The 20,017-nt window shown below is 50.2% G+C and carries 19 protein-coding genes; 9 read left to right on the top strand and 10 right to left on the bottom strand.

What is annotated here, in order from left to right; genetic code table 11:
• Nucleotides 1-29 precede the first annotated feature (29 nt).
• From trmD to ACO1NT_RS04395, 7 genes are all read left to right on the top strand, one after another.
• Nucleotides 30-707 carry a tRNA (guanosine(37)-N1)-methyltransferase TrmD gene (trmD, locus tag ACO1NT_RS04425; protein ID WP_449047193.1) on the top strand — a complete coding sequence of 226 codons (678 nt, stop codon included), beginning with the start codon at nt 30-32 and terminating at the stop codon, nt 705-707.
• Between the two features lie 236 nt (nt 708-943).
• Nucleotides 944-2,353 carry an anthranilate synthase component I family protein gene (locus ACO1NT_RS04420; protein ID WP_449047192.1) on the top strand — a complete coding sequence of 470 codons (1,410 nt, stop codon included), beginning with the start codon at nt 944-946 and terminating at the stop codon, nt 2,351-2,353.
• Between the two features lie 10 nt (nt 2,354-2,363).
• A complete protein-coding gene (locus tag ACO1NT_RS04415; protein ID WP_449047191.1) occupies nt 2,364-3,026 on the top strand; it encodes an anthranilate synthase component II in 663 nt (220 codons plus the stop codon).
• The gene (gene trpC / locus ACO1NT_RS04410; protein ID WP_449047190.1) at nt 3,026-3,808 is read left to right on the top strand and encodes an indole-3-glycerol phosphate synthase TrpC; all 783 of its coding nucleotides are present in this window, start codon (nt 3,026-3,028) and stop codon (nt 3,806-3,808) included. The genes ACO1NT_RS04415 and trpC overlap by 1 nt, the downstream gene beginning before the upstream one ends.
• 153 nt (nt 3,809-3,961) lie before the next feature.
• A complete protein-coding gene (locus tag ACO1NT_RS04405) occupies nt 3,962-4,303 on the top strand; it encodes a single-stranded DNA-binding protein (protein ID WP_449047189.1) in 342 nt (113 codons plus the stop codon).
• A 118-nt stretch (nt 4,304-4,421) separates the two neighbouring features.
• Nucleotides 4,422-5,504: a glycine cleavage system aminomethyltransferase GcvT gene (gene gcvT, locus ACO1NT_RS04400; RefSeq protein WP_449047188.1), complete on the top strand. Its 1,083-nt coding sequence runs from the start codon at nt 4,422-4,424 to the stop codon at nt 5,502-5,504.
• A 12-nt stretch (nt 5,505-5,516) separates the two neighbouring features.
• On the top strand, nt 5,517-6,251 hold the full coding sequence (locus ACO1NT_RS04395; protein WP_449047187.1) for a 2-phosphosulfolactate phosphatase: 735 nt from the start codon (nt 5,517-5,519) through the stop codon (nt 6,249-6,251).
• 2 nt (nt 6,252-6,253) lie between these two features.
• Here the strand turns inward: ACO1NT_RS04395 and ACO1NT_RS04390 are convergent, their stop codons facing one another.
• The gene (locus ACO1NT_RS04390) at nt 6,254-6,460 is read right to left on the bottom strand and encodes a DUF6358 family protein (protein ID WP_449047186.1); all 207 of its coding nucleotides are present in this window, start codon (nt 6,458-6,460) and stop codon (nt 6,254-6,256) included.
• Nucleotides 6,461-6,481: 21 nt separating this feature from the next.
• Nucleotides 6,482-6,796: a rhodanese-like domain-containing protein gene (locus tag ACO1NT_RS04385; RefSeq protein ID WP_449047185.1), complete on the bottom strand. Its 315-nt coding sequence runs from the start codon at nt 6,794-6,796 to the stop codon at nt 6,482-6,484.
• Between the two features lie 166 nt (nt 6,797-6,962).
• Here ACO1NT_RS04385 and ACO1NT_RS04380 point away from each other — a divergent pair, with 166 nt between their 5' ends.
• Together ACO1NT_RS04380 and ACO1NT_RS04375 are read left to right on the top strand one after the other, a co-directional pair.
• Nucleotides 6,963-8,270, top strand: coding sequence for a M20/M25/M40 family metallo-hydrolase (locus ACO1NT_RS04380; protein WP_449047184.1), 1,308 nt, complete (start codon nt 6,963-6,965; stop codon nt 8,268-8,270).
• An 89-nt stretch (nt 8,271-8,359) separates the two neighbouring features.
• Nucleotides 8,360-10,558: a bifunctional alpha,alpha-trehalose-phosphate synthase (UDP-forming)/trehalose-phosphatase gene (locus ACO1NT_RS04375; protein WP_449047183.1), complete on the top strand. Its 2,199-nt coding sequence runs from the start codon at nt 8,360-8,362 to the stop codon at nt 10,556-10,558.
• Here ACO1NT_RS04375 and ACO1NT_RS04370 read toward each other — a convergent pair.
• The 8 genes from ACO1NT_RS04370 to surE form a co-directional block, all read right to left on the bottom strand.
• Nucleotides 10,548-12,335 (bottom strand): glycoside hydrolase family 15 protein, encoded by a 1,788-nt coding sequence (locus tag ACO1NT_RS04370; protein ID WP_449047182.1) that lies wholly within the window; start codon nt 12,333-12,335, stop codon nt 10,548-10,550. The two genes, ACO1NT_RS04375 and ACO1NT_RS04370, sit on opposite strands and share 11 nt — an antisense overlap.
• Nucleotides 12,336-12,436: 101 nt before the next feature.
• Nucleotides 12,437-12,952 (bottom strand): N-acetyltransferase family protein, encoded by a 516-nt coding sequence (locus ACO1NT_RS04365; protein WP_449047181.1) that lies wholly within the window; start codon nt 12,950-12,952, stop codon nt 12,437-12,439.
• Nucleotides 12,953-12,965: 13 nt separating this feature from the next.
• The gene (locus ACO1NT_RS04360; RefSeq protein WP_449047180.1) at nt 12,966-14,147 is read right to left on the bottom strand and encodes a M20 metallopeptidase family protein; all 1,182 of its coding nucleotides are present in this window, start codon (nt 14,145-14,147) and stop codon (nt 12,966-12,968) included.
• Nucleotides 14,148-14,160: 13 nt separating this feature from the next.
• Complete coding sequence (locus ACO1NT_RS04355) at nt 14,161-14,607, bottom strand: SPOR domain-containing protein (RefSeq protein WP_449047179.1); 447 nt, start codon at nt 14,605-14,607, stop codon at nt 14,161-14,163.
• 13 nt (nt 14,608-14,620) lie between these two features.
• Nucleotides 14,621-17,914, bottom strand: a complete 3,294-nt coding sequence (secA, locus tag ACO1NT_RS04350) for a preprotein translocase subunit SecA (protein ID WP_449047178.1) — start codon at nt 17,912-17,914, stop codon at nt 14,621-14,623.
• Between the two features lie 152 nt (nt 17,915-18,066).
• The gene (locus ACO1NT_RS04345; RefSeq protein WP_449047177.1) at nt 18,067-18,939 is read right to left on the bottom strand and encodes a 1,4-dihydroxy-6-naphthoate synthase; all 873 of its coding nucleotides are present in this window, start codon (nt 18,937-18,939) and stop codon (nt 18,067-18,069) included.
• Nucleotides 18,936-19,193 (bottom strand): hypothetical protein, encoded by a 258-nt coding sequence (locus ACO1NT_RS04340; RefSeq protein ID WP_449047176.1) that lies wholly within the window; start codon nt 19,191-19,193, stop codon nt 18,936-18,938. Before ACO1NT_RS04340 ends, ACO1NT_RS04345 begins: the two co-directional genes overlap by 4 nt.
• Entirely contained in the window at nt 19,193-19,969 is a 777-nt protein-coding gene (gene surE / locus ACO1NT_RS04335; protein WP_449047175.1) for a 5'/3'-nucleotidase SurE, read from the bottom strand. Before surE ends, ACO1NT_RS04340 begins: the two co-directional genes overlap by 1 nt.
• Nucleotides 19,970-20,017 lie beyond the last annotated feature (48 nt).

Genomic DNA, 20,017 nt, shown 5'->3' with positions numbered 1-20,017 from the left:
GATTACGGCCAAAACCTTATCTTTGCCCGATGCGGTTTGATATCATTACGGTACTGCCTGGCTTACTGGAAAGTCCCTTCGCACATTCCATCCTGCAACGTGCACAGAAAAAAGGGCTTTGTGAAATCACCGTGCACAACCTGCGCGACTATGCCGACAACAAGCATCGAAGTGTAGACGACTACCCCTATGGCGGCGGCAGCGGTATGGTGATGCAGGTGGAACCTTTTGCAAAATGCATCGAGAAGCTACAGACAGAGCGACCATACGACGAAGTGGTTTTCATGACGCCGGACGGCGAAACCCTCAACCAGTCCATCGCCAACAATCTCTCTACCAAAGGCAACCTCCTCATCCTTTGTGGGCACTATAAGGGTATCGACCAACGTATCCGTGACATCTTCGTAACGCGCGAAATCTCCATCGGCGACTATGTGCTTTCGGGTGGGGAATTGCCCGCCGCCGTGCTCGTGGACGCTGTGGCGAGGCTCATACCCGGCGTACTGTCGGACGAGACTTCGGCACTCTCCGACTCATTTCAAGGAGGGCTGCTGGATGCGCCGATTTATACCCGCCCGGCAGACTGGCGCGGGCATAAAGTGCCCGAGGTACTGCTCAGCGGCAATGAAGCGGCGATAAACCGATGGCGCGATGAGCAGGCATTGGCCCGTACCGAAACCCGGCGACCGGACCTGCTGGATGATTAAGTGGACAACAAAAGGCAAATACCCTCAAAATAAAATTTGTTTCGTTAATTTTTTTTATATTTTTGCTCCGTATGATTATGAATAAGTTCCACATTGGATTATGGTGGTGTCATGGCGTAAATAACGTCGGGTCAGAAGGAACGATAATATATTCCTAATCAGCCAAGGCTTTAGAATATTCGGCCCGACGTTTTGAAGAATCCGTCGGGTTTTTTTGTGTGATTAAGTTAATGAATATGGCATACCGATTTAAAACGGCTTACAAACAGTTGCTGGCCGATACCACGACGCCGGTGAGTACGTACCTGCGATTACGCGATGTGTTTCCGAACAGTCTGCTGCTGGAAAGTTCCGACTACCACAGCCGCGAAAATAACATGAGCTACATTTGTTGCCAACCGATTGCGGGTATACAACTCGACCGCGATGCGCTCGAAATCCAATACCCTGGGCTTCCCGCGGCCCGGAAACCGGCCGCGGAAATCAACCTCCGTGAAGAGGTGTCGGCCTTCAGAAGTGCCTTTACCGACAACGGCGGAGGCGAATTCAACTTCATTTCCAATGGCCTTTTTGGCTTCTTTACGTTTGATACGGTAACGCATTTCGAAGACATCCGGTTGGAAACGCCGCCAGACCCCCAGCGGGACATCCCCTTTATGCAATACCATATTTATAGGTATGTAATTGCCATAGACCATTTTCGAAACCAACTTTTCATTTTCGAACACCAGTTGAAAGACGACGACAGTCCATCAGGACTTGAAAAAATCCAGTACCTCATCCAGAACAAAAACTTCCCGGAGTATCGGTTCTCGCTCAATGGCGATGAATCATCGAACATGGGCGATGTAGACTTTAAAACACTGGTGGAAAAGATGAAAACCCATATTTTCCGTGGCGATGTGTTCCAGATTGTCCCATCGCGGGGATTCTCGCGCCCGTTCCTAGGCGACGAATTCAATGTATACCGTACATTGCGCTCCATCAACCCGTCGCCCTACCTGTTTTACTTCGACTATGGCGATTTCAAGCTTTTCGGCTCATCGCCGGAGGCCCAGTTGACGATCCGCAACCGCGAGGCGACCATTTATCCCATTGCGGGCACTTTCAAGCGTAGCGGGAACCAACAGCAGGACGAAAAAATAGCAGAAGCCCTGAAGGAAGACCCCAAAGAGAGTGCGGAGCATGTGATGCTCGTTGACCTGGCGCGCAACGACCTGAGCAGGCATTGCGAAGATGTGCACGTAAAAACCTACAAAGAAGCGCAGTACTACTCACATATTATCCACTTGGTTTCCAAGGTCTGTGGTTCGCTACGCGACGGGGTGAACTCATTCGACGTGGTGGGCGACACATTTCCAGCGGGTACACTCAGTGGTGCACCCAAACACATGGCCATGCAACTCATCGATCGGTATGAAAACCATCAGCGGGGGTTTTACAGCGGGGCCATTGGCTACATGGGGTTCAACGATGATTTCAACCACGCCATCATGATCCGCTCGTTCATGAGCAGGAACAACACCTTACACTACCAAGCGGGAGCGGGCATCGTCGCCGACTCCGACCCCGAAAAGGAACTTCAGGAAGTAAACAACAAAATCGCCGCCTTGCGTAAGGCAATGGAACTGGCACAGGATATTTGATAGTAATACCATGGACACCGTTCAAAAGCAATCACCCCGGATACTGGTGATCGACAATTATGATTCATTCACGTTCAATCTAGTGCACCTACTGCACGAATGCGGGTACGGCGCTACCGTATGGCGCAACGATAAGTTTGCCCTGGAAGAGGTGGCCAGCTTCGACAAAATCCTGCTGTCGCCCGGCCCAGGCGTCCCCAGCGAAGCCGGCCTGCTTTTGGATGTCATCCGCCGATACGGGTCTATAAAAAGCATCCTGGGCATCTGCCTCGGCCAACAAGCGATTGCTGAGGTCTATGGGGGTACCCTGTACAACCTCAGCAGGCCAGTGCACGGCACCGCAACGCCACTGTTCATTAAGGTGGATGATGAACCCATCTTCCACGGGTTGCCGCAATCCTTTCCCGTAGGGCGATACCACTCGTGGGCCGTGGCCCACGAAGGATTTCCCGATGTGTTACGCATAACCGCCGAAGATGAACACGGCGTAATCATGGCCTTGGCCCACAAAACACTCGACGTAAAGGGGCTGCAATTCCACCCCGAGTCGGTACTTACGCAACATGGCAAAGCCATGATTGCAAACTGGCTAGCCCCCACCGCCGAATGTGCGCCTCCAGCCTCCGGGCACCCATCATCGCTTACCCACAACCCCTCTCAGATTATCGGATAATGACTATTTTAGATAAAATAATCGCTAAGAAAACCGTTGAGGTGGAACAGGCAAAAGCCACTATCCCCCTTGCCATATTGGAACAAAAGCCGCTCTTCAGGCGTTCGTGCCTTTCCTTGCGTGATGCCATGCATGATCCGGAGAAGAACGGAATCATCGCCGAGTATAAACGGGCGTCGCCTTCGAAAGGAATAATAAATGATCGGGTAGCGGTAGCCGCGGTAGCGGGCGGCTATCAGGCAGCCGGCGTGTCTGCCGTGTCTGTATTGACAGACCAGCCCTTTTTTAAGGGTAGCCTGGGTGACCTCCTCGCTGCCCGCACGGCATTAACGATACCACTGCTCCGTAAGGAGTTCATCATAGATGAGTACCAGCTAGTGGAAGCAAAGGCCTATGGAGCGGATATCATCCTATTGATTGCGGCTGTGCTAGATACAAAGCGGATTAAGGCCTTGTCCGAGTCAGCAAAATCCCTGGGATTAAACGTATTGCTGGAAGTGCACAACCGTCAGGAACTGGATCGCAGTATGATGGACAGTGTAGATGCCATCGGTGTAAATAACCGTAACCTGAACGACTTCTCGGTTTCGCTCGACCATTCGTTGGAATTGGTGGATTTGATTCCCGAAAGATTCGTCAAGGTCTCCGAAAGCGGTATCAGCCATCCGGACACCATCCGTCAGTTACGGGTAGTTGGTTTCGAAGGGTTTCTCATCGGCGAGAACTTCATGAAGACCGCCGACCCCACAAAAGCAATCAAGGAATTCGTGAAAAACATCTAAGACCCCCGCCAAAGCCGATTATAAACGGATATATCCGGATATATCCGTTTATCATACGGCTATTTCCCTTTGGAGCTCCACCTTTGCTTTGTCGATGGTTAGCAATGCCATCGGTCGTTAATCGATTGTTTCACTATTTATTTTCTAAGCATCATGGCTTCATTAAAAAACAGCGTTAGGCTAACCGGGTTTTTAGGACGGGATCCCGAAATGAAAACACTCAATGAAAACACGAACCTTGCCCGGGTATCGTTGGCTACCAATGAACGGTACCGCAACGAACACGGCGAATGGGCTACCAATACGCAATGGCATAACCTCGTGTTTTGGGGGCGCCAGGCCGCCTTCGCCGAAAAAGCATTGACCAAGGGTTCCGAAATTGCCATTGAGGGCAAGCTGGTAAACCGCCAATATGTCGACAACGACGGCGTAACCCGTTATGTTACCGAAGTAAACGTGAAAGAAGTGCTTCAGCTTAGCCGCAAGCCGGCGTAACAAGCCTTCTGCCGGGGTGCACAAGGCCAGCTTTGTGCACCCATTGGTCCTCTTTGTCGGGAAATTGACTTTTACCCGCTTTTTTCCTTAGCTTTGCGGCAAAAGTTAATGCTGGTTTATGGCAAAAAACACCGCTCTTACTGATGTACATATAGCCTTAGGTGCCAAAATGGTTCCTTTCGCAGGCTTTAATATGCCGGTCCAATACTCCGGTATCAACGATGAGCATGAGACCGTCCGGAACGGCGTCGGGGTATTCGACGTGAGTCACATGGGTGAATTTATCCTCAAAGGCGACGGTGCGCTCGACCTGATCCAAAAAATCAGTGCCAACGATGCGTCCCGGCTGACGGATGGGAAGGTCCAATACGCCTATATACCCAATGAAACCGGTGGCATAGTTGATGACTTCCTTATATATCGGATCGATGAAAAAACCTATTTCCTCGTTGTAAACGCCTCAAACATCCAGAAAGATTGGGATTGGATCTCCAAATACAATACCGCCGGCGTAACCATGAAAAATATTTCTGACGAGACGTCTCTCTTTGCCGTCCAAGGCCCCAAATCAGCAGATGTGCTCGATGGTCTTACCGATATGGACTTAGCAACCATGAGCTATTACACGTTCGCCAAAGGTACCTTTGCGGGGATAGACAATGTACTGGTATCGGCCACCGGTTATACCGGAGCAGGCGGGTTTGAGGTTTACGTGGCCAACAAAGACGCAAAAAAGGTTTGGGACGCGATTTTCGAAGCCGGCGCAGCATACGGCATCAAGCCCATCGGCCTTGGGGCTCGCGATACGCTACGATTGGAAATGGGCTTCTGCCTCTATGGCAACGATATCGACGATACCACCTCCCCACTGGAGGCCGGGCTAGGTTGGGTTACCAAGTTCACGAAAGACTTCGTCAACGCTGATGGACTGAGGAAGCAGAAGGAAGCGGGATTGAGAAACAAGCTCGTGGGATTCGAGATGATTGATCGTGGAATACCGCGGCAGGGATACAATATCCTGGATGGCGACGGCAATATCATCGGCCGGGTTACTTCGGGTACGCAATCGCCTACCCTCAAGCAATCCATCGGGCTGGGTTATGTAGCCGTGGACCATGCCAAGGAAGGAACGGAGATATACATCGAAATACGCAACAACCAGGTGAAAGCGGTGGTTGTAAAACCTCCATTTGTAAAGTAGTAACAACAGCGGATGACCTTAAAAAGCGTGAATGTATGCCTAAGCCCCGCCTTACTGCCATTTTATGAGCTGGATAATACGACAGCGGTAGTAATCGATATCTTCAGGGCTTCATCTTCCATGTGTTACGGACTAGCAAACGGTGCGCACTCGATTATCCCTGTTGCCGAAATAGACGAATGCTTGGCCTATAAAGGCAAAGGTTATCTGCTAGCGGCCGAACGAGACGGTGCGGTGGTAGAAGGGTTTGACTTTGGCAATTCGCCCTTTTCGTATACCCCGGAAAAAGTGGCCGGGAGAACGGTTGTACTGACAACCACAAACGGTACCCGGGCCATCCAACATTGCAAAAGGGCAAAAACGGTGGTGATGGGCTCCTTCCTGAATATCAGTGCCCTAACCCAATGGTTGAAAAACCAAGATGGCCATGTGCTATTGGTTTGTGCTGGATGGAAAAATCACATGTGTTTGGAAGATACCATTTTTGCCGGTGCCGTGGTCGATCGGCTCCAAGCTGCCGAAGTAACCATGGACGACGCCGCATATGCCGCCCAGCATCTTTACCATAGCGCCCGGGAAGATCTTGCAACGTTCCTAGCAGAAGCCTCACACAGCAAACGTATGAAGCACCTCCACATTGAAAAAGATATTGCCTTTTGCCTGCAGGAAGATGTCGTGGCAGCCATACCCGTGCTGAAAAACGGCGAGTTGGTTTGCTTATCCGAGTGTGTTCCTATAGCTCAATAAGGTCATTTATTCTTTTCCTGCGTGAATTGTCTGACGAGCTTCAACAACCGGTACTTCAAATAGGCAAGCACCAATAAAATGGCTACAGAGATAGCGAGTATCAGATACTTCGACCCGTTATCGTCACTGCTATAAGCTGCAATTGTGGCGAACGACATCAAAATCAATCCGATATTCAACATCACGTTATAAAAGAAATATCGCTTCATAGCAGGCAAGTAGCCACAAAATCAATACACCTCCATATCAGGGTCGAACGCATCACGCCATGCCAATATTCCACCCGCTAAGTTGTAAAGGTTGTCAAATCCTTCCCGTTCAAGCAGCATGACGGCTTGGGCACTCCGCTTGCCGCTACGGCAATGGATAATCACCGGCTTATCGCGCGCTATTTTATCTTTTTCAAGAACGACATCAGCCAATGGGATATGCTCCCCATTAATATGGGATGTTTCATATTCAAAATCTTCCCGTACATCAATCAACTGAAAATCTTCGTTGTTATCAACCTTCGACTTGAGTTCCTCAACCGTGATTTCTTTCATTTGTTTATTATTTGCTTTTCAATTTGTCAATACCTGGCCACTTTGGCGGAATCATATCAGGTCAACAATCCCCATTCAGTACTCAAAGATAGCGGTTATCCGGCAATTAGAAGCAGGAAAGTACGGAAATTTGTCTAAATTTGAGGGTGCACATAATGGCAACATCATGATGAAACGGTTAGGTTCGACTCTACTAGCGCTTTGTTTACTGGCAGGATGCGCCAGCCGCCAATCACCGCAGCGGGTGGTTGAGACCAATGAGGTGAAGCGGATATTGCACACACTGGCATCAGACAGTATGCAGGGACGGGCGGCATTTACACCGGGTGTGGAGCGTGCAGCTGATTTCATCGCTTCGGAATTTACTAAAATCGGATTGCATTCCTTTACTGATGAGCCCGACTTCAGACAGACGTTTGACGTTGTGCAAATCCGCCCCGCTACTTGGGAAGTCACATTTGACGGAGTAGAAATACCGGAGGACCGTATTATTGTATCGAGTAATAGGCCGGGCGTAAACTGGAATACCGATCCCGATGTATCTCTGATCCGGATACAAGCGGGTGAGGATTTCGCACAACGCTTTAGGGCGGTCGCCACCGGGGGGAAAGATGCCGTCGTGGTCATTGACACCAGCTATGCTGGGCTCTTTAGCCGATACCGGAGCTTCATGATGCGTGAACGTGTGAGCCAAGAGCCAAATGGTTCCCCCACGCCCTCCATCGTATATGTTTTAACCAACCATATCCCCACATCATTCCGCGTGGCTTTCACCAATACCATCGAGGAGCAGCCTTTGTTTAACGTGATCGGTATGCTGCCGGGTAAATCCAGGCCGCATGAATACGTCATCTTTTCAGCGCATTACGATCATATCGGCATCCTTGATGCCGTGGGCCAAGATTCGATTGCCAACGGGGCCGATGATGATGCCTCCGGCGTATCGGCTGTTATAAGCTTGGCTAATTACTATAAAAAACGCGATGACAATGCGCGCACCCTATTATTCGTTGCTTTTACGGCGGAGGAAATCGGCCTCGTAGGGTCGAAATATTTTGCCACACAGGTCAACCCCGAAGAGGTGGTTGCCATGATCAACATCGAGATGATCGGCAAAGATGCCCGTTTCGGCCCCAACTCGCTATATGTAACAGGGTATGACCAATCCAATTTGGCGAAAATCATGCAGCGGAATGTGAAGGATACAGATTTCACCCTCCACCCCGATCCTTACCCAACCCAAAATCTATTCTATCGGAGCGACAATGCATCGTTAGCGGCGGTAGGTGTGCCCGCCCATACGTTTGCTACCGTGCAGATCGATCAAGACCGCTACTATCATACGGTGAAAGACGAGGTAGGGACCTTGGCAATTGAAAATATCGTTTCATCCATCCAAGCAATTGCCACGGGGGTGAAGACCATCGTTTCGGGTGAAGATACCCCTACCCGTGTTCCGAAATTAGGACGGTAGCACCAAACTTTTGGCGGTTAATTTCGTTATCTCTATATAGATGGGCATTAACCAAGCTAATAATCGAACTCAGGTTAATAATCAAAACGGTGAGTAAAACCATTATTGTATCCAATCGGCTACCCATAAAAATCACAGCGGATGGCAGTGGCTACGTGTTGCAACCCAGTGAAGGCGGGTTGGCAACTGGTTTGGCCTCCATCCACACGCAAGGCGAGAATACATGGATCGGTTGGCCCGGTATCATACTCGAGGATGCTAAACAAAAGGCTTATTTCACGGAAGTGCTGAAAGCGAAACGGCTAGCACCACTCTTCCTGGACGATGACGAGATACGAGGTTTCTATGAAGGGTTCTCCAATGAGGTGCTCTGGCCCATTTTCCATTACATGCCCAATTACGCAGTTTATGGACTGGACAATTGGCAGACCTACGTGCGGGTGAATGAAAAATTTCGCGACCTGGTACTTGAAGTTGCCGAGCCGGACGACACCATCTGGGTTCACGATTACCAGTTACTTTTACTGCCCGGCTTACTTCGCAACGCACTGCCGGATGCTTCGATCGGCTTTTTCCAACATATCCCGTTCCCTTCCCAGGAGTTATTCCGCTTGATTCCTTGGCGGCGCGAACTGCTGGAAGGGATGTTAGGTGCCGATTTATTGGGTTTCCACACTTTCGATGATGTAAGGCATTTCATTAGCTCGGCCACCAGGCTCACCGGCACAAACAACAATTCCAACAAGCTGGAGGAAGATGGACGTACCATCGTGGTGGAACCCTTCCCGATGGGTATAGATAGCAACCGGTTTTCGGCCTTGTCAGCAGACGAGCGCGTGACTAAACGCGTCGCCGAGCTGGAATCGAACTTCAAAGACCAGAAAATCATACTGTCCATAGACCGTCTGGATTACAGCAAGGGTATACTGCAACGATTGGAAGCGTTTGACTTGTTCCTAGCCGAAAATCCAAGCTTCCACAAACGCGTGACATTATATATGGTGGTCGTACCCTCGCGCGATACCGTACCGCAATACCGCGAGCTCAAAGACCAGATAGACCGCCTGGTCGGTCACATCAATGCGGAATATGGCGTATACAATTGGTATCCGGTGGCTTACTTCTATCACGGATATCCGGTAGAGGAAATATCGGCACTGTACAACGTGGCCGATGTTTGCTTGGTAACACCCATGCGCGACGGGATGAACCTCGTAAGTAAGGAATACATTGCCAGCCGGAACGATCATACGGGAGTGCTTATCCTCAGTGAAATGGCAGGAGCCGCCAACGAGCTGATCGATGCCGTGATTGTGAATCCAAATAACGTGAACGATATTTGCGACGCCATGCTGACAGCATTGAACATGCCCATGGCCGAGGTAACCAGACGCATGAAGGCCATGCGCCAAATCGTATTCAAATTTACTGTACAGCACTGGGCAAACTTATTTATGAATAGACTGGAAGAGATAAAGAAAGTACAATCGAACACTCGGGCCCGGTTGGTTGGGTCAGTCATCGAGGATCAAATCATCACCCATTATAAATCGGCTGCCAGCAGGTTGCTACTGCTCGACTACGACGGCACACTGGTCGGGTTCCAAGATGATATAGATAAGGCGTCGCCCGATGACGAGCTGTATCGGTTGCTCGATAAGCTAGAGACCGACATCAACAACCACCTGGTAATCATTAGCGGCCGAAAGCACAGCACGCTGGAACAGTGGTTCCAAAACAAACCTTATAGCCTCATTGCCGAACATGGCGTCTGGACGAAAGAACCACACGCGGAGTGGCGGTTGAAAAGCGGTTTGTCCAATGCGTGGAAGGAAGAAGTGGGTGCCTTCATGGAATCTTATGCAGACCGCACACCTGGCGCATTTGTCGAAGAGAAGAGTTTTTCACTCGCTTGGCATTACCGCAAGGTTCAGCGCGATTTGGGGCCCTTGCGGGCGAACGAACTTATTGAAGGCCTACGCGATTATTCCGCCTCATACGGGTTACAGCTGCTCGATGGGGATAAAGTGGTGGAAATACGGAGTGCCGAAGTGAACAAAGGGCGGGCAACGCTGGATATTCTCCACGAAAACCGCTATGATTTCATCCTTTCCATTGGTGATGACCGCACTGACGAAGATACGTTCCACGCGCTACCTCCGGAGGCGTTTACCATCAAAGTCGGTACTGAAGTATCGGCTGCCCGGTTTTACCTGAAGCACCACCGTGACGTGCGGCGGCTGCTTCAGCGGCTTGCCGACGAAACCCCGCAAACCGCTAACCCATAAAAATCGGCTGATCCAGCTTCATCGAGATGCGATAGGCTGCGTTCATGAGCCCAACGTGGCTATATGCTTGGGGGAAGTTGCCCCATTGGCTCCCATCGGACTCGTCCACGTCTTCACTGAATAGCATGAGGTGGTTGGCATAAGTGAGTAGCTTCTCAAATGTTGCAATGGCCTCATCCACACGGCCGACACAGGCAAGGGCCTCCACGTGCCAGAAAGCACAGATAAGGAACGTAGACTTGGGCTTACCGAAGTCGTCGGAATGCACGTAGCGGTAAAAAAGCCCCTCCGGAGTTTTCAGCTCCTGTTCGAGTGCCGAAAGGTGACGGCGTGCCCGCTCGGAAGACGGATCGAGGTAATGCATCATAATCAACTGCAGGGTGCTGGCGTCAAGGTGTGGGCTGCCAACCGCGTTTGTATATACCTGCCGGTCGGCGTCATAACTCGATTCGATATAATGTGCTGCGCGCTTCATCAGGGCTTCCGCCCGGCTAATCAACTGCCCGTCGCCGATGACGGTCCCGATCTTTCGTGCCGCCGAGCTCCCCGCCCACTGGAAAAGATTGGTGTAACAGTGGTGGTTGGCAAAATTCCGGAACTCCCAAATGCCCGCATCTTTTTCGTCGATGGTCCTTTCGATCTTTTCCAGAATATAATCGACCCAGCGACCTGCATCGGAACGCTCCTTGAAAACAAAACGATAATCCGTATATAATGGCAATAGGGCAATCATTGCCTGCCCATACACATCGTTCTGGATATGTTCATAAGCTTGGTTGCCGATCCGCACGGGTTGATTACCCTGGTATCCTTCCAACCCCTCCAATATCTGTTCCGTGAGCTCGGACTGTCCGTTTATTCCGTAAAGGGGTTGGAGCCTGCCCGTATCCGCATGGGTAATGTTGGTGATGTAATTTGCATATAGCTCCATTTCCTCGAATTGGCCGATGTGATTTAACGCCGTAATGACGTAATAACTATCGCGTAGCCAACAGAAACGGTAATCCCAATTACGGCCGCTGCCGGGATATTCCGGCAAACCGGTGGTACCTGCCGCGATGATAGCACCGGTATCTTCGTATTGGTGGATTTTTAAAACAAGGGCGGATCGGATGACGGCCTCCTGGTAGAATGCCGATATGGTGGCGTGCTTGATCCAGGTGCGCCAATAATTCGTGGTTTCCCGCAGAAAATGTTCGACCGTGCGCTCCAGCGGCGCCTCAAGCGGCTGTCCGTAGGTCAGGGCCAGGTACGTGGTTCCGCCCAATACAAGGGTCTCTTCCCCGAAAAAGTGGCTCACAGGTACGTTCGTCGTTAACCGCATCTGCTCAATACCGTTATTGAAGTCAACATGGTTGCTCCCCCGGAACTTATTGAACGTCTGTGCACCGTATGCACTTACGGGCTCGCATACAATACGAACACGCGGACGGCCTGTTAAGGGTTCTACCTTTCTAACCAGCATCAGTGGCTTGAAGTAACGTTCGTATTGCCTGAATCGCGGGGCAAAATCAGTGATGCGGTATGTTCCTTCAGCAGTCGTTATCTCGGTTCGAAGCACATTGGTATTTTCGATATAATACTGTTTGCTTGTAAATTCGCCCACAGGCTGTATCGAAAATCGCCCACCCTTATTGGGATCCAATAATCCACCGAAAACGAACGAGCTATCAAAAGAAGGCCAGCACAACCAAGAAACATTACTGTCTTTATGGACGTGCGCCAAATAGCTGCAATTTCCGATAACTCCACTATGATATATATGCCTATTTCCCATATGTGTGATGTTATTCGTATTCCAAATAAAGGAAATACGAGTACGATGTGTATCAAATTTAAGAAAACACATGGCATTAGCGAGAAAACTTGGAAGATTGTTTACCGTTCGTGCCTCAATTTCTTCTGCATCACATAATCGTTTAGCACATAACCGTGGTAGGGGGTATCCACCGTATCGACGATCACGAAGCCTTGCCCACCGTAAAACTTCGACGCGGGATTGCCTCGGTTCACATTCAGTTCAAGAGACGAGTAACCTGCTGATAATGCGGCTTGTGCAACATGGTCAATCATGAGCCGACCGGTACCCTTCCCTTGTTCGGATGGTTTCACATATAGTTTTTCGATCCGCATGGTTTTTGGATTACCGGGTTTGGGCCGGAACCCGACGAACCCGATGGCAACATCACCCCGTAGCGCTAGCGAAAAACGCTGCCCTGTTTCGAGTTGCCTTCGCAATGCCGGATCGGAATAAATCAGTTTGAGCATGAGACGGATCTGGCCGTGGTCAATGTAGTCCTCATAGGTAGGCCACCAGATATCGTGGGCCAACTGGCGAATTATTGGCAAATCTACTTCTGTTACCTCATGTAATGTTACGTTAGTCTGTGCCATGCACGTAAGGCCATTAGCCGGTCAGCCGGCGAAGGGTGATATAGGCCATCAAACCGGTGCTCAGCGCCAGGGCATGCTCGTCGATATCGAATGTAGGAGTGTGTACAGCCGATGTGATACCCTTGGCTTCGTTACGTGTACCTAACCGATAAAAACAGGCATCCGCCACTTGCGAATAATAGGCGAAATCTTCGGCCGCGAGCCAGAGGTCAAGATCAACAACATTCTCCTTGCCGAGGAAGTCTTCCGCATAACCGCGGATTTCGGCCGTCAGCTTCTCTTCGTTGACCAGAAAAGGGTAACCGCTACGCACCTCGAAGTCGCAGGATCCCCCCATGCTTTCGGCAATGCCCATAGCCATTTTCACCATCCGTCCGTGTGCTTCTTTTCGCCATTCCTCATCAAAAGTGCGGAACGTACCCTCCAGGTATACGGTATCAGGGATCACGTTGGTAGCACCATTCGCGATAACCTTGCCAAAAGACAGCACACTAGGTATTTTAGGGTCTGCAAAACGACTGACCACCTGTTGCAAGGCGATGATGATATGTGCCGTGATGACCACGGGGTCGATGTTTTGCTGAGGTTGGGCGCCATGCCCCCCTTGCCCGCTCACCGTTACATATAATTCATCGGTGGATGCCATGTACTTTCCCCCCCGAAAGCCTACTTTCCCTACCGGAATCAGCGGCATCACATGTTGCCCGATGACCGCTTGGGGTTTCGGGTTTTGCAATGCTCCGGCTTTGATCATAAGGCTGGCGCCTCCCGGTAACCGTTCCTCCCCAGGCTGGAATATGAGTTTGACCGTTCCCCCGAAATCCGCTTTCAACGATTGAAGGATATGTGCCGTACCCAACAGCGAGGCGGTATGTACGTCGTGCCCACACGCATGCATCACGCCAACATTCTTCGACCCATATGCACGCCCCTCCACTTCGGTAATGGGTAGGGCATCCATGTCGGCGCGTAATGCAACGACCTTATCGGAGGGTTGCTCCCCATGGATAAGTGCGACAACCCCGGTATCGGCCATAGGTGTATAGGGAATACCAAGCTGATCAAGCTCGCCTTTCACGAAGGCCGATGTTTCGTATTCGTGGAAGGAAAGCTCGGGGTTTTGGTGCAAGTGACGCCGCCATGCCACCGCCTTCCCATGGATTTGGTCTGCAAGGGAGCGGATTTTATCTTTCATTGCTTACCTCCATTTACTGATACACGTAAATTTCTTCGGTAAATACGAACACATTATTGAACTGCTTACGTAAACCTTGCATAAGATCCTGTGCTTCGCTTCTACTTCTGAAGTCACCTACTTTCACCCGGTAGTTAGGCTCTTCGTAACTCAGGTACGTATCGATGCCCTTGTACAGTCGCTTAAAGCGGGCTTGTTCGGCGTAAGCCTGGGTGCGGTCCGGTCCGGAATAAATCTGGACGCGAAACCCCGTTGCCTTGGTTCGGGTGGCATTTTCCTTGTCTACGGGAGCTCTGCTAGGGGAGGTTGCCGTTATATTGGTCCCCTTCCGATTCCGTTGCATGAGGCTGATTAGCGGGTCGGCAACGACTTCCACTTTGCCCCGTTCCTGCGCAAGCCCTTCCATGCAAGAAAAACCGAGGAATAGGATGGTGAATATGACGAAACCTCTTTTTTCCATAATCTTTAGCTAGTTATGCGCCGTGACAGTTTTTATACTTTTTACCGCTGCCGCAGGGACAAGGGTCGTTTCGGCCTACTTTCTGTTCATTTCGAACGGGCTGGGTACGTTGTACCTCGCGGGTATCCTCCATAGGCGCCCCGCCACCGGCTGCTCCCACTAGTTCGGGCTTCGATGTCTTTACCCGCGTTTCCTGCCGGGGTACAGGCCTTGCTTCACGCACGTCTTGGGGCTGCTGTTGCGGGATTTCCCCTTTGAACAGAAAACCAACGACGTCTTTGTTCATCTCGATCAACATATCACGGAACAAGTTGAAGGCTTCCATTTTATAGATAATGATAGGATCCTTTTGTTCGTACACCGCATTCTGGACAGATTGTTTCAATTCGTCCATATCCCGTAGATGTTCTTTCCAAGCCTCATCAATCAACGCTAGGACGACACCTTTTTCAAACGACTTGAACACTTCCTTGCCGCCCGATTCAACCGCCTTTTTCAGGTTTGTTGCCACTTGAATCCCACGAAGGCCATCGGAAAATGGAACAACAATATTTTCGATTTGCTCACCCCGAGTAGCAAACACATCGGTCAACACGGGCAGCGTTTGTTTCGCTATTTTCTCGGCTTTCTCCCTATAAAAAGAAATAATCCGTTCAAAAAGTTTTTCCGTCAGCGATACGATGCCGCTGTCTGCGAATTCCGCCGCATCTATGCCGGGATCCAATGAGAATATCCGAATTACCTCCAGCTGGAAATCGTCGTATGAACCGGCTTCCTTGCCTGTGGTTACAATATCTTCAACGACATCGAATACAGTATTATTCAAATCTACGTCCAAACGTTCGCCAAACAATGCATTCTTACGCTTTGCGTAAATCACGCTCCGTTGGGAGTTCATTACATCGTCATACTCAAGGAGGCGCTTGCGAATACCGAAGTTGTTTTCTTCCACCTTCTTCTGTGCGCGCTCTATGGATTTCGTAAGCATGCTATGTTGCATGACCTCACCTTCCTCTACGCCCATTTTTACCATGATGTTGGAAATCCGCTCAGAGGCGAACAACCGCATCAACGGATCTTCGAGCGACACGAAGAATTGTGAAGACCCCGGATCGCCCTGGCGGCCAGCACGACCGCGCAGCTGGCGGTCCACACGGCGAGACTCGTGTCGTTCGGTACCGATAATCGCCAATCCACCGGCATCCTTTACTCCAGGCCCTAGTTTGATATCAGTACCCCGACCGGCCATATTGGTCGCAATCGTTACCATTCCCGGTTGGCCGGCTTCGGCAACGATGTCCGCCTCTCGCTGGTGTAACTTGGCATTCAATACGTTGTGTTTCACACCGCGTAGCTTTAGCATCCGGCTAAGCAACTCGGATATCTCCACAGACGTGGTACCCACCAACACCGGGCGGCCCTCTTGGGTAAGCCGATGGATTTCTTCCGCTACTGCGTTATATTTTTCACGGGCGGTCCGATAAATCAAGTCGTGCCTATCATCACGCTGGATAGGCACGTTGGTCGGAATTTCAACCACGTCCAATTTATAAATCTGCCAAAGCTCTCCCGCTTCCGTCACGGCCGTACCCGTCATACCGGCCAGTTTGTGGTACATACGGAAATAGTTCTGCAACGTAATGGTTGCATAGGTTTGGGTAGCGTCTTCGACCTTTACATTTTCTTTGGCTTCGATGGCTTGGTGTAATCCATCGGAATAACGCCGGCCCTCCATAATACGACCGGTTTGTTCGTCGACGATTTTCACTTTTCCATCATCAATGATATATTCATCATCACGCTCAAATAAGGTGTATGCTTTGAGAAGTTGGTTCACGGAGTGGATACGCTCTGATTTCACGGAGAAGTCACGCATCAGGTCCTCCTTTTTAGACAGCTTTTCCTCCGGGCTAAGGTCTGATTTCTCAATTTCAGCTACATCGGTACCCACATCGGGCATGATAAAAAAGTTCGGATCCTCTCCGGAAGCAGTAATCAACTCGATGCCTTTTTCTGTGAGCTCTACCTGATTGTTTTTTTCATCAATGACGAAATAGAGCTCCGCATCTACTTTCGGCATGTTCTTACTCTGTTCTTGGAGATAGAAGTTTTCCGTCTTTTGAAGCACCTGCCGATTGTTGCTCTCGCTGAGGAACTTGATCAATGCTTTGTTTTTCGGCAACCCACGATGGGCGCGCAAAAGGGCGAGACCGCCGCCTTCGGCATCCGAGTCGCCGGTGGCAATTGCTTTCTTTGCCTCATTCAACACGCCGTTAATGAATGCCTTCTGGGTGTTCACCAGTCGCTCAATACGGGGCTTGAGTTCATAAAACTCGTGTTGGTCGCCCCGTGGAATGGGACCTGAAATAATCAGCGGCGTACGTGCATCGTCAATCAGCACCGAGTCGACCTCATCGACCATGGCAAAATGCAGCTTCCTTTGTACCAATGCCTCGGGCGACTGCGCCATATTATCGCGCAGGTAATCAAAACCGAATTCGTTGTTTGTACCGAACACGATGTCGGCCATATAGGCGTTGCGTCTAGCCGGCGAGTTGGGCTGGTGCTTATCGATACAATCTACGCGCAAGCCGTGAAATTCAAACAATGGACCATTCCACTCCGAGTCACGCCGTGCAAGATAGTCGTTCACCGTTACGATGTGGACACCCTGACCGGATAATGCATTCAGGTAGGCGGGCAATGTGCCCACCAATGTTTTACCTTCGCCGGTGGCCATCTCGGCAATCTTGCCCTCGTGCAAGACGATACCACCGATCAACTGTACATCGTAATGAACCATGTTCCAGGTTACTTCGGTGCCAGCGGCTATCCAGGTGTTTTGCCAGATGGCCTTATCGTCCGCAATTTTGATGTGCGGTTTCAACGCAGCAAGCTCACGGTCGAAATCAGAGGCAGTAACGGTTATTTCCGTGTTTTCGGTAAAGCGCCGGGCGGTCTCTTTAACCACGGCAAATGCCTCGGGAAGTATTTGCATCAATACCTCCTCCAATTGGCGATCACGATCCTTCCCCAACTTGTCTACCTTGTCGTAAATCGCCGTTTTCTCGGTCATCTCGACGCCTTCTTGGTCGGCCTCCACTTTCAATGCCGCAATCTCCTTATCGATATCGGCGAGGAACTCGGCGATACGCTGTTTGAAATCAGCCGTTTTTGCTCGCAGTTCGTCGTTGGTAAGGGCGGCTAGTTTCGGATACTCTTCCTTGATTTTGGCTACTAATGGTTGAATATGTTTGATATCCCGGTCTGACTTGCTGCCGAATATTTTACTTAAGAATGTTAACATCTGCGATCGTTTATTATCTGACACCCCTCTCCGTCAATAATGACACCAAAAACCAATTTCCGCCAATATGACATACTGGACAAAGTTAGTCATTAGATTTTAGATTGCAGATGTTAGATTGCAGATTGTGGCCGCCGCGATGTCGGTCGGGATTACCCCATAGGCTCCAAGAACAACTTTTCTGATGTCCGGGGTATCAGCTGCAACGACCACGCCTTGTCAAAAAGCGCACGAATAGCCCCGCGACCTTCGTCACCGAGTGCAACCGAAAATCGATTAACATATAACTCGATGTGTTTATACATAACCTCTTCACTCATTTCCTGTGCGTGTGAGCGGATAAAATCGATGCCAGACTGCGGATTGGCAAACGCAAACTCAACGCTTTTGCGGATAACCCGGTTTATCTTATGCTTAATATCGTTGGGCAATCTGCGGCTCGCCACAATGCCGCCCAATGGAATAGGGCTCCCTGTCGTTCTTTCCCAGTAATCACCAAGGTCTATAACCTTAAATAGTCCTTTACTTTGATAGGTGAAGCGGTTTTCATGGATGATGAGACCGAGGTCTATGCGTTCCTCTATAAGGGCCTCTTCGATGGCTGAAAACACCATTTCCTTTTTGTTGACCAACTTTGGGAATGCCAAGCTAAGTAAAAAGTTAGCTGTTGTATACCTTCCTGGAATACCGACCGCCAATGGTTCACCACATGCCTGTACGCGGTCGCTCGCCGTGGAAAGCCGCTCTGCGAGCCTTGAATCTTTGGCAATCAGTAACGGTCCCACGCCGAACCCCAGGGCACTGCCTGAATCGAGCAAAACATAGCGGTCCGCTACGTACGCATAGGCGTGGTAACTTAATTTTGTGATGTCCAATTCGGCATTGAACGCCTTTTGGTTCAACGTCTCGACATCGTTGTAGTGAACATCGAAACTAAGCCCTTCGGTATCAACCTTATGGTGGATGAGTGCGTCGAAAATAAACGTGTCATTGGGGCAGGGGGAAAATCCGAGCGAGAGTCTCATGCTAACGATAATTTCTCGATAAAAATTAAAAAGAGCAGGGCTACAAACGTAACCAGCAGCACGCCACGGGCACTTCGATCCAGCGCCTGCCTGTAAAAAAAGCGGAGGAGCAATAAGTTAATGGCCGCCGCGATAACGTACAGGCTCAACGGGTTCATGGTTACGGCCAGCGGAGAAAACGCCTTAAGCAGACACGCTAATGCCGGTGCCAATACGCCTAAAAGGCAACCTAAAAAGAAAGAATTCCGCTGCATTATTTACCGTCAAAACTCCATGAATTAAGCCCCGGTATCGCATGGTGGGCAGTCATATCAAATTGGACGGGCACAATGGAAGCATATCCATTTTGGAGGGCCCACACATCGGTATCTTCTCCGCGATCCCGCAGTTGGAATACACCGGTAAGCCAATAGTAGCTACGATTGCTCGGATCTGTCCGTTCGTCAAATTCTTCCGCCCATTTCGCATCCGCCTGCCTGCATATCTTAACCCCTTTGATCGTCTCGCCCTTTGGGAAGTTCACATTCAATAATGTGCCTTTAGGCAATCCATTGGCGATTACCTGTTTGGTTATGCTTCGGATGTAGGGCCGGCAATTAGAAAAGTCGGCGTCATATTCCAAATCGTCGTACGAAAATCCAATAGATGGGATATCCTCGATAGCGCCCTCCACCGCGGCCGACATCGTGCCTGAATACAATACATTAATCGAGTTGTTAAGACCGTGATTAATCCCCGAAACACAAATATCGGGCTTCCGGCCCTTGAAAACCTTATTTACGGCCAGCTTGACACAATCGACGGGTGTACCTGAACACTTGTACATTTCGACTTCGGGATAAATATAGATGCGATCGATACGGAGAGGCTTGCCGATGGTTATTGCATGGCCCGTGCCAGACTGCGGCCCCTCCGGCGCCACCACCGTGACATCGCCTATCTTCTGCATTTCTTCCATCAATACTTTGATACCCGGGGCGGTTATGCCATCATCATTAACCACGAGGATAGAAGGCTTTCTCTTTACCATTGGGCTAAGTTAAAAAGAAAAAGCGTTACTGGTGCTGATACCCGTAAC

The sequence above is a fragment of the Parapedobacter sp. genome (assembly GCF_053550995.1).
This window is presented reverse-complemented; position numbering and strand designations above follow the sequence as displayed.

Coding starts and splice junctions, on each gene's coding strand:
- trmD (WP_449047193.1), top strand. CDS start 30: ATGCGGTTTGATATCATTACGGTACTGCCTGGCTTACTGGAAAGTCCC.
- ACO1NT_RS04420 (WP_449047192.1), top strand. CDS start 944: ATGGCATACCGATTTAAAACGGCTTACAAACAGTTGCTGGCCGATACC.
- ACO1NT_RS04415 (WP_449047191.1), top strand. CDS start 2,364: ATGGACACCGTTCAAAAGCAATCACCCCGGATACTGGTGATCGACAAT.
- trpC (WP_449047190.1), top strand. CDS start 3,026: ATGACTATTTTAGATAAAATAATCGCTAAGAAAACCGTTGAGGTGGAA.
- ACO1NT_RS04405 (WP_449047189.1), top strand. CDS start 3,962: ATGGCTTCATTAAAAAACAGCGTTAGGCTAACCGGGTTTTTAGGACGG.
- gcvT (WP_449047188.1), top strand. CDS start 4,422: ATGGCAAAAAACACCGCTCTTACTGATGTACATATAGCCTTAGGTGCC.
- ACO1NT_RS04395 (WP_449047187.1), top strand. CDS start 5,517: ATGACCTTAAAAAGCGTGAATGTATGCCTAAGCCCCGCCTTACTGCCA.
- ACO1NT_RS04390 (WP_449047186.1), bottom strand. CDS start 6,460: ATGAAGCGATATTTCTTTTATAACGTGATGTTGAATATCGGATTGATT.
- ACO1NT_RS04385 (WP_449047185.1), bottom strand. CDS start 6,796: ATGAAAGAAATCACGGTTGAGGAACTCAAGTCGAAGGTTGATAACAAC.
- ACO1NT_RS04380 (WP_449047184.1), top strand. CDS start 6,963: ATGATGAAACGGTTAGGTTCGACTCTACTAGCGCTTTGTTTACTGGCA.
- ACO1NT_RS04370 (WP_449047182.1), bottom strand. CDS start 12,335: ATGGGAAATAGGCATATATATCATAGTGGAGTTATCGGAAATTGCAGC.
- ACO1NT_RS04365 (WP_449047181.1), bottom strand. CDS start 12,952: ATGGCACAGACTAACGTAACATTACATGAGGTAACAGAAGTAGATTTG.
- ACO1NT_RS04360 (WP_449047180.1), bottom strand. CDS start 14,147: ATGAAAGATAAAATCCGCTCCCTTGCAGACCAAATCCATGGGAAGGCG.
- ACO1NT_RS04355 (WP_449047179.1), bottom strand. CDS start 14,607: ATGGAAAAAAGAGGTTTCGTCATATTCACCATCCTATTCCTCGGTTTT.
- secA (WP_449047178.1), bottom strand. CDS start 17,914: ATGTTAACATTCTTAAGTAAAATATTCGGCAGCAAGTCAGACCGGGAT.
- ACO1NT_RS04345 (WP_449047177.1), bottom strand. CDS start 18,939: ATGAGACTCTCGCTCGGATTTTCCCCCTGCCCCAATGACACGTTTATT.
- ACO1NT_RS04340 (WP_449047176.1), bottom strand. CDS start 19,193: ATGCAGCGGAATTCTTTCTTTTTAGGTTGCCTTTTAGGCGTATTGGCA.
- surE (WP_449047175.1), bottom strand. CDS start 19,969: ATGGTAAAGAGAAAGCCTTCTATCCTCGTGGTTAATGATGATGGCATA.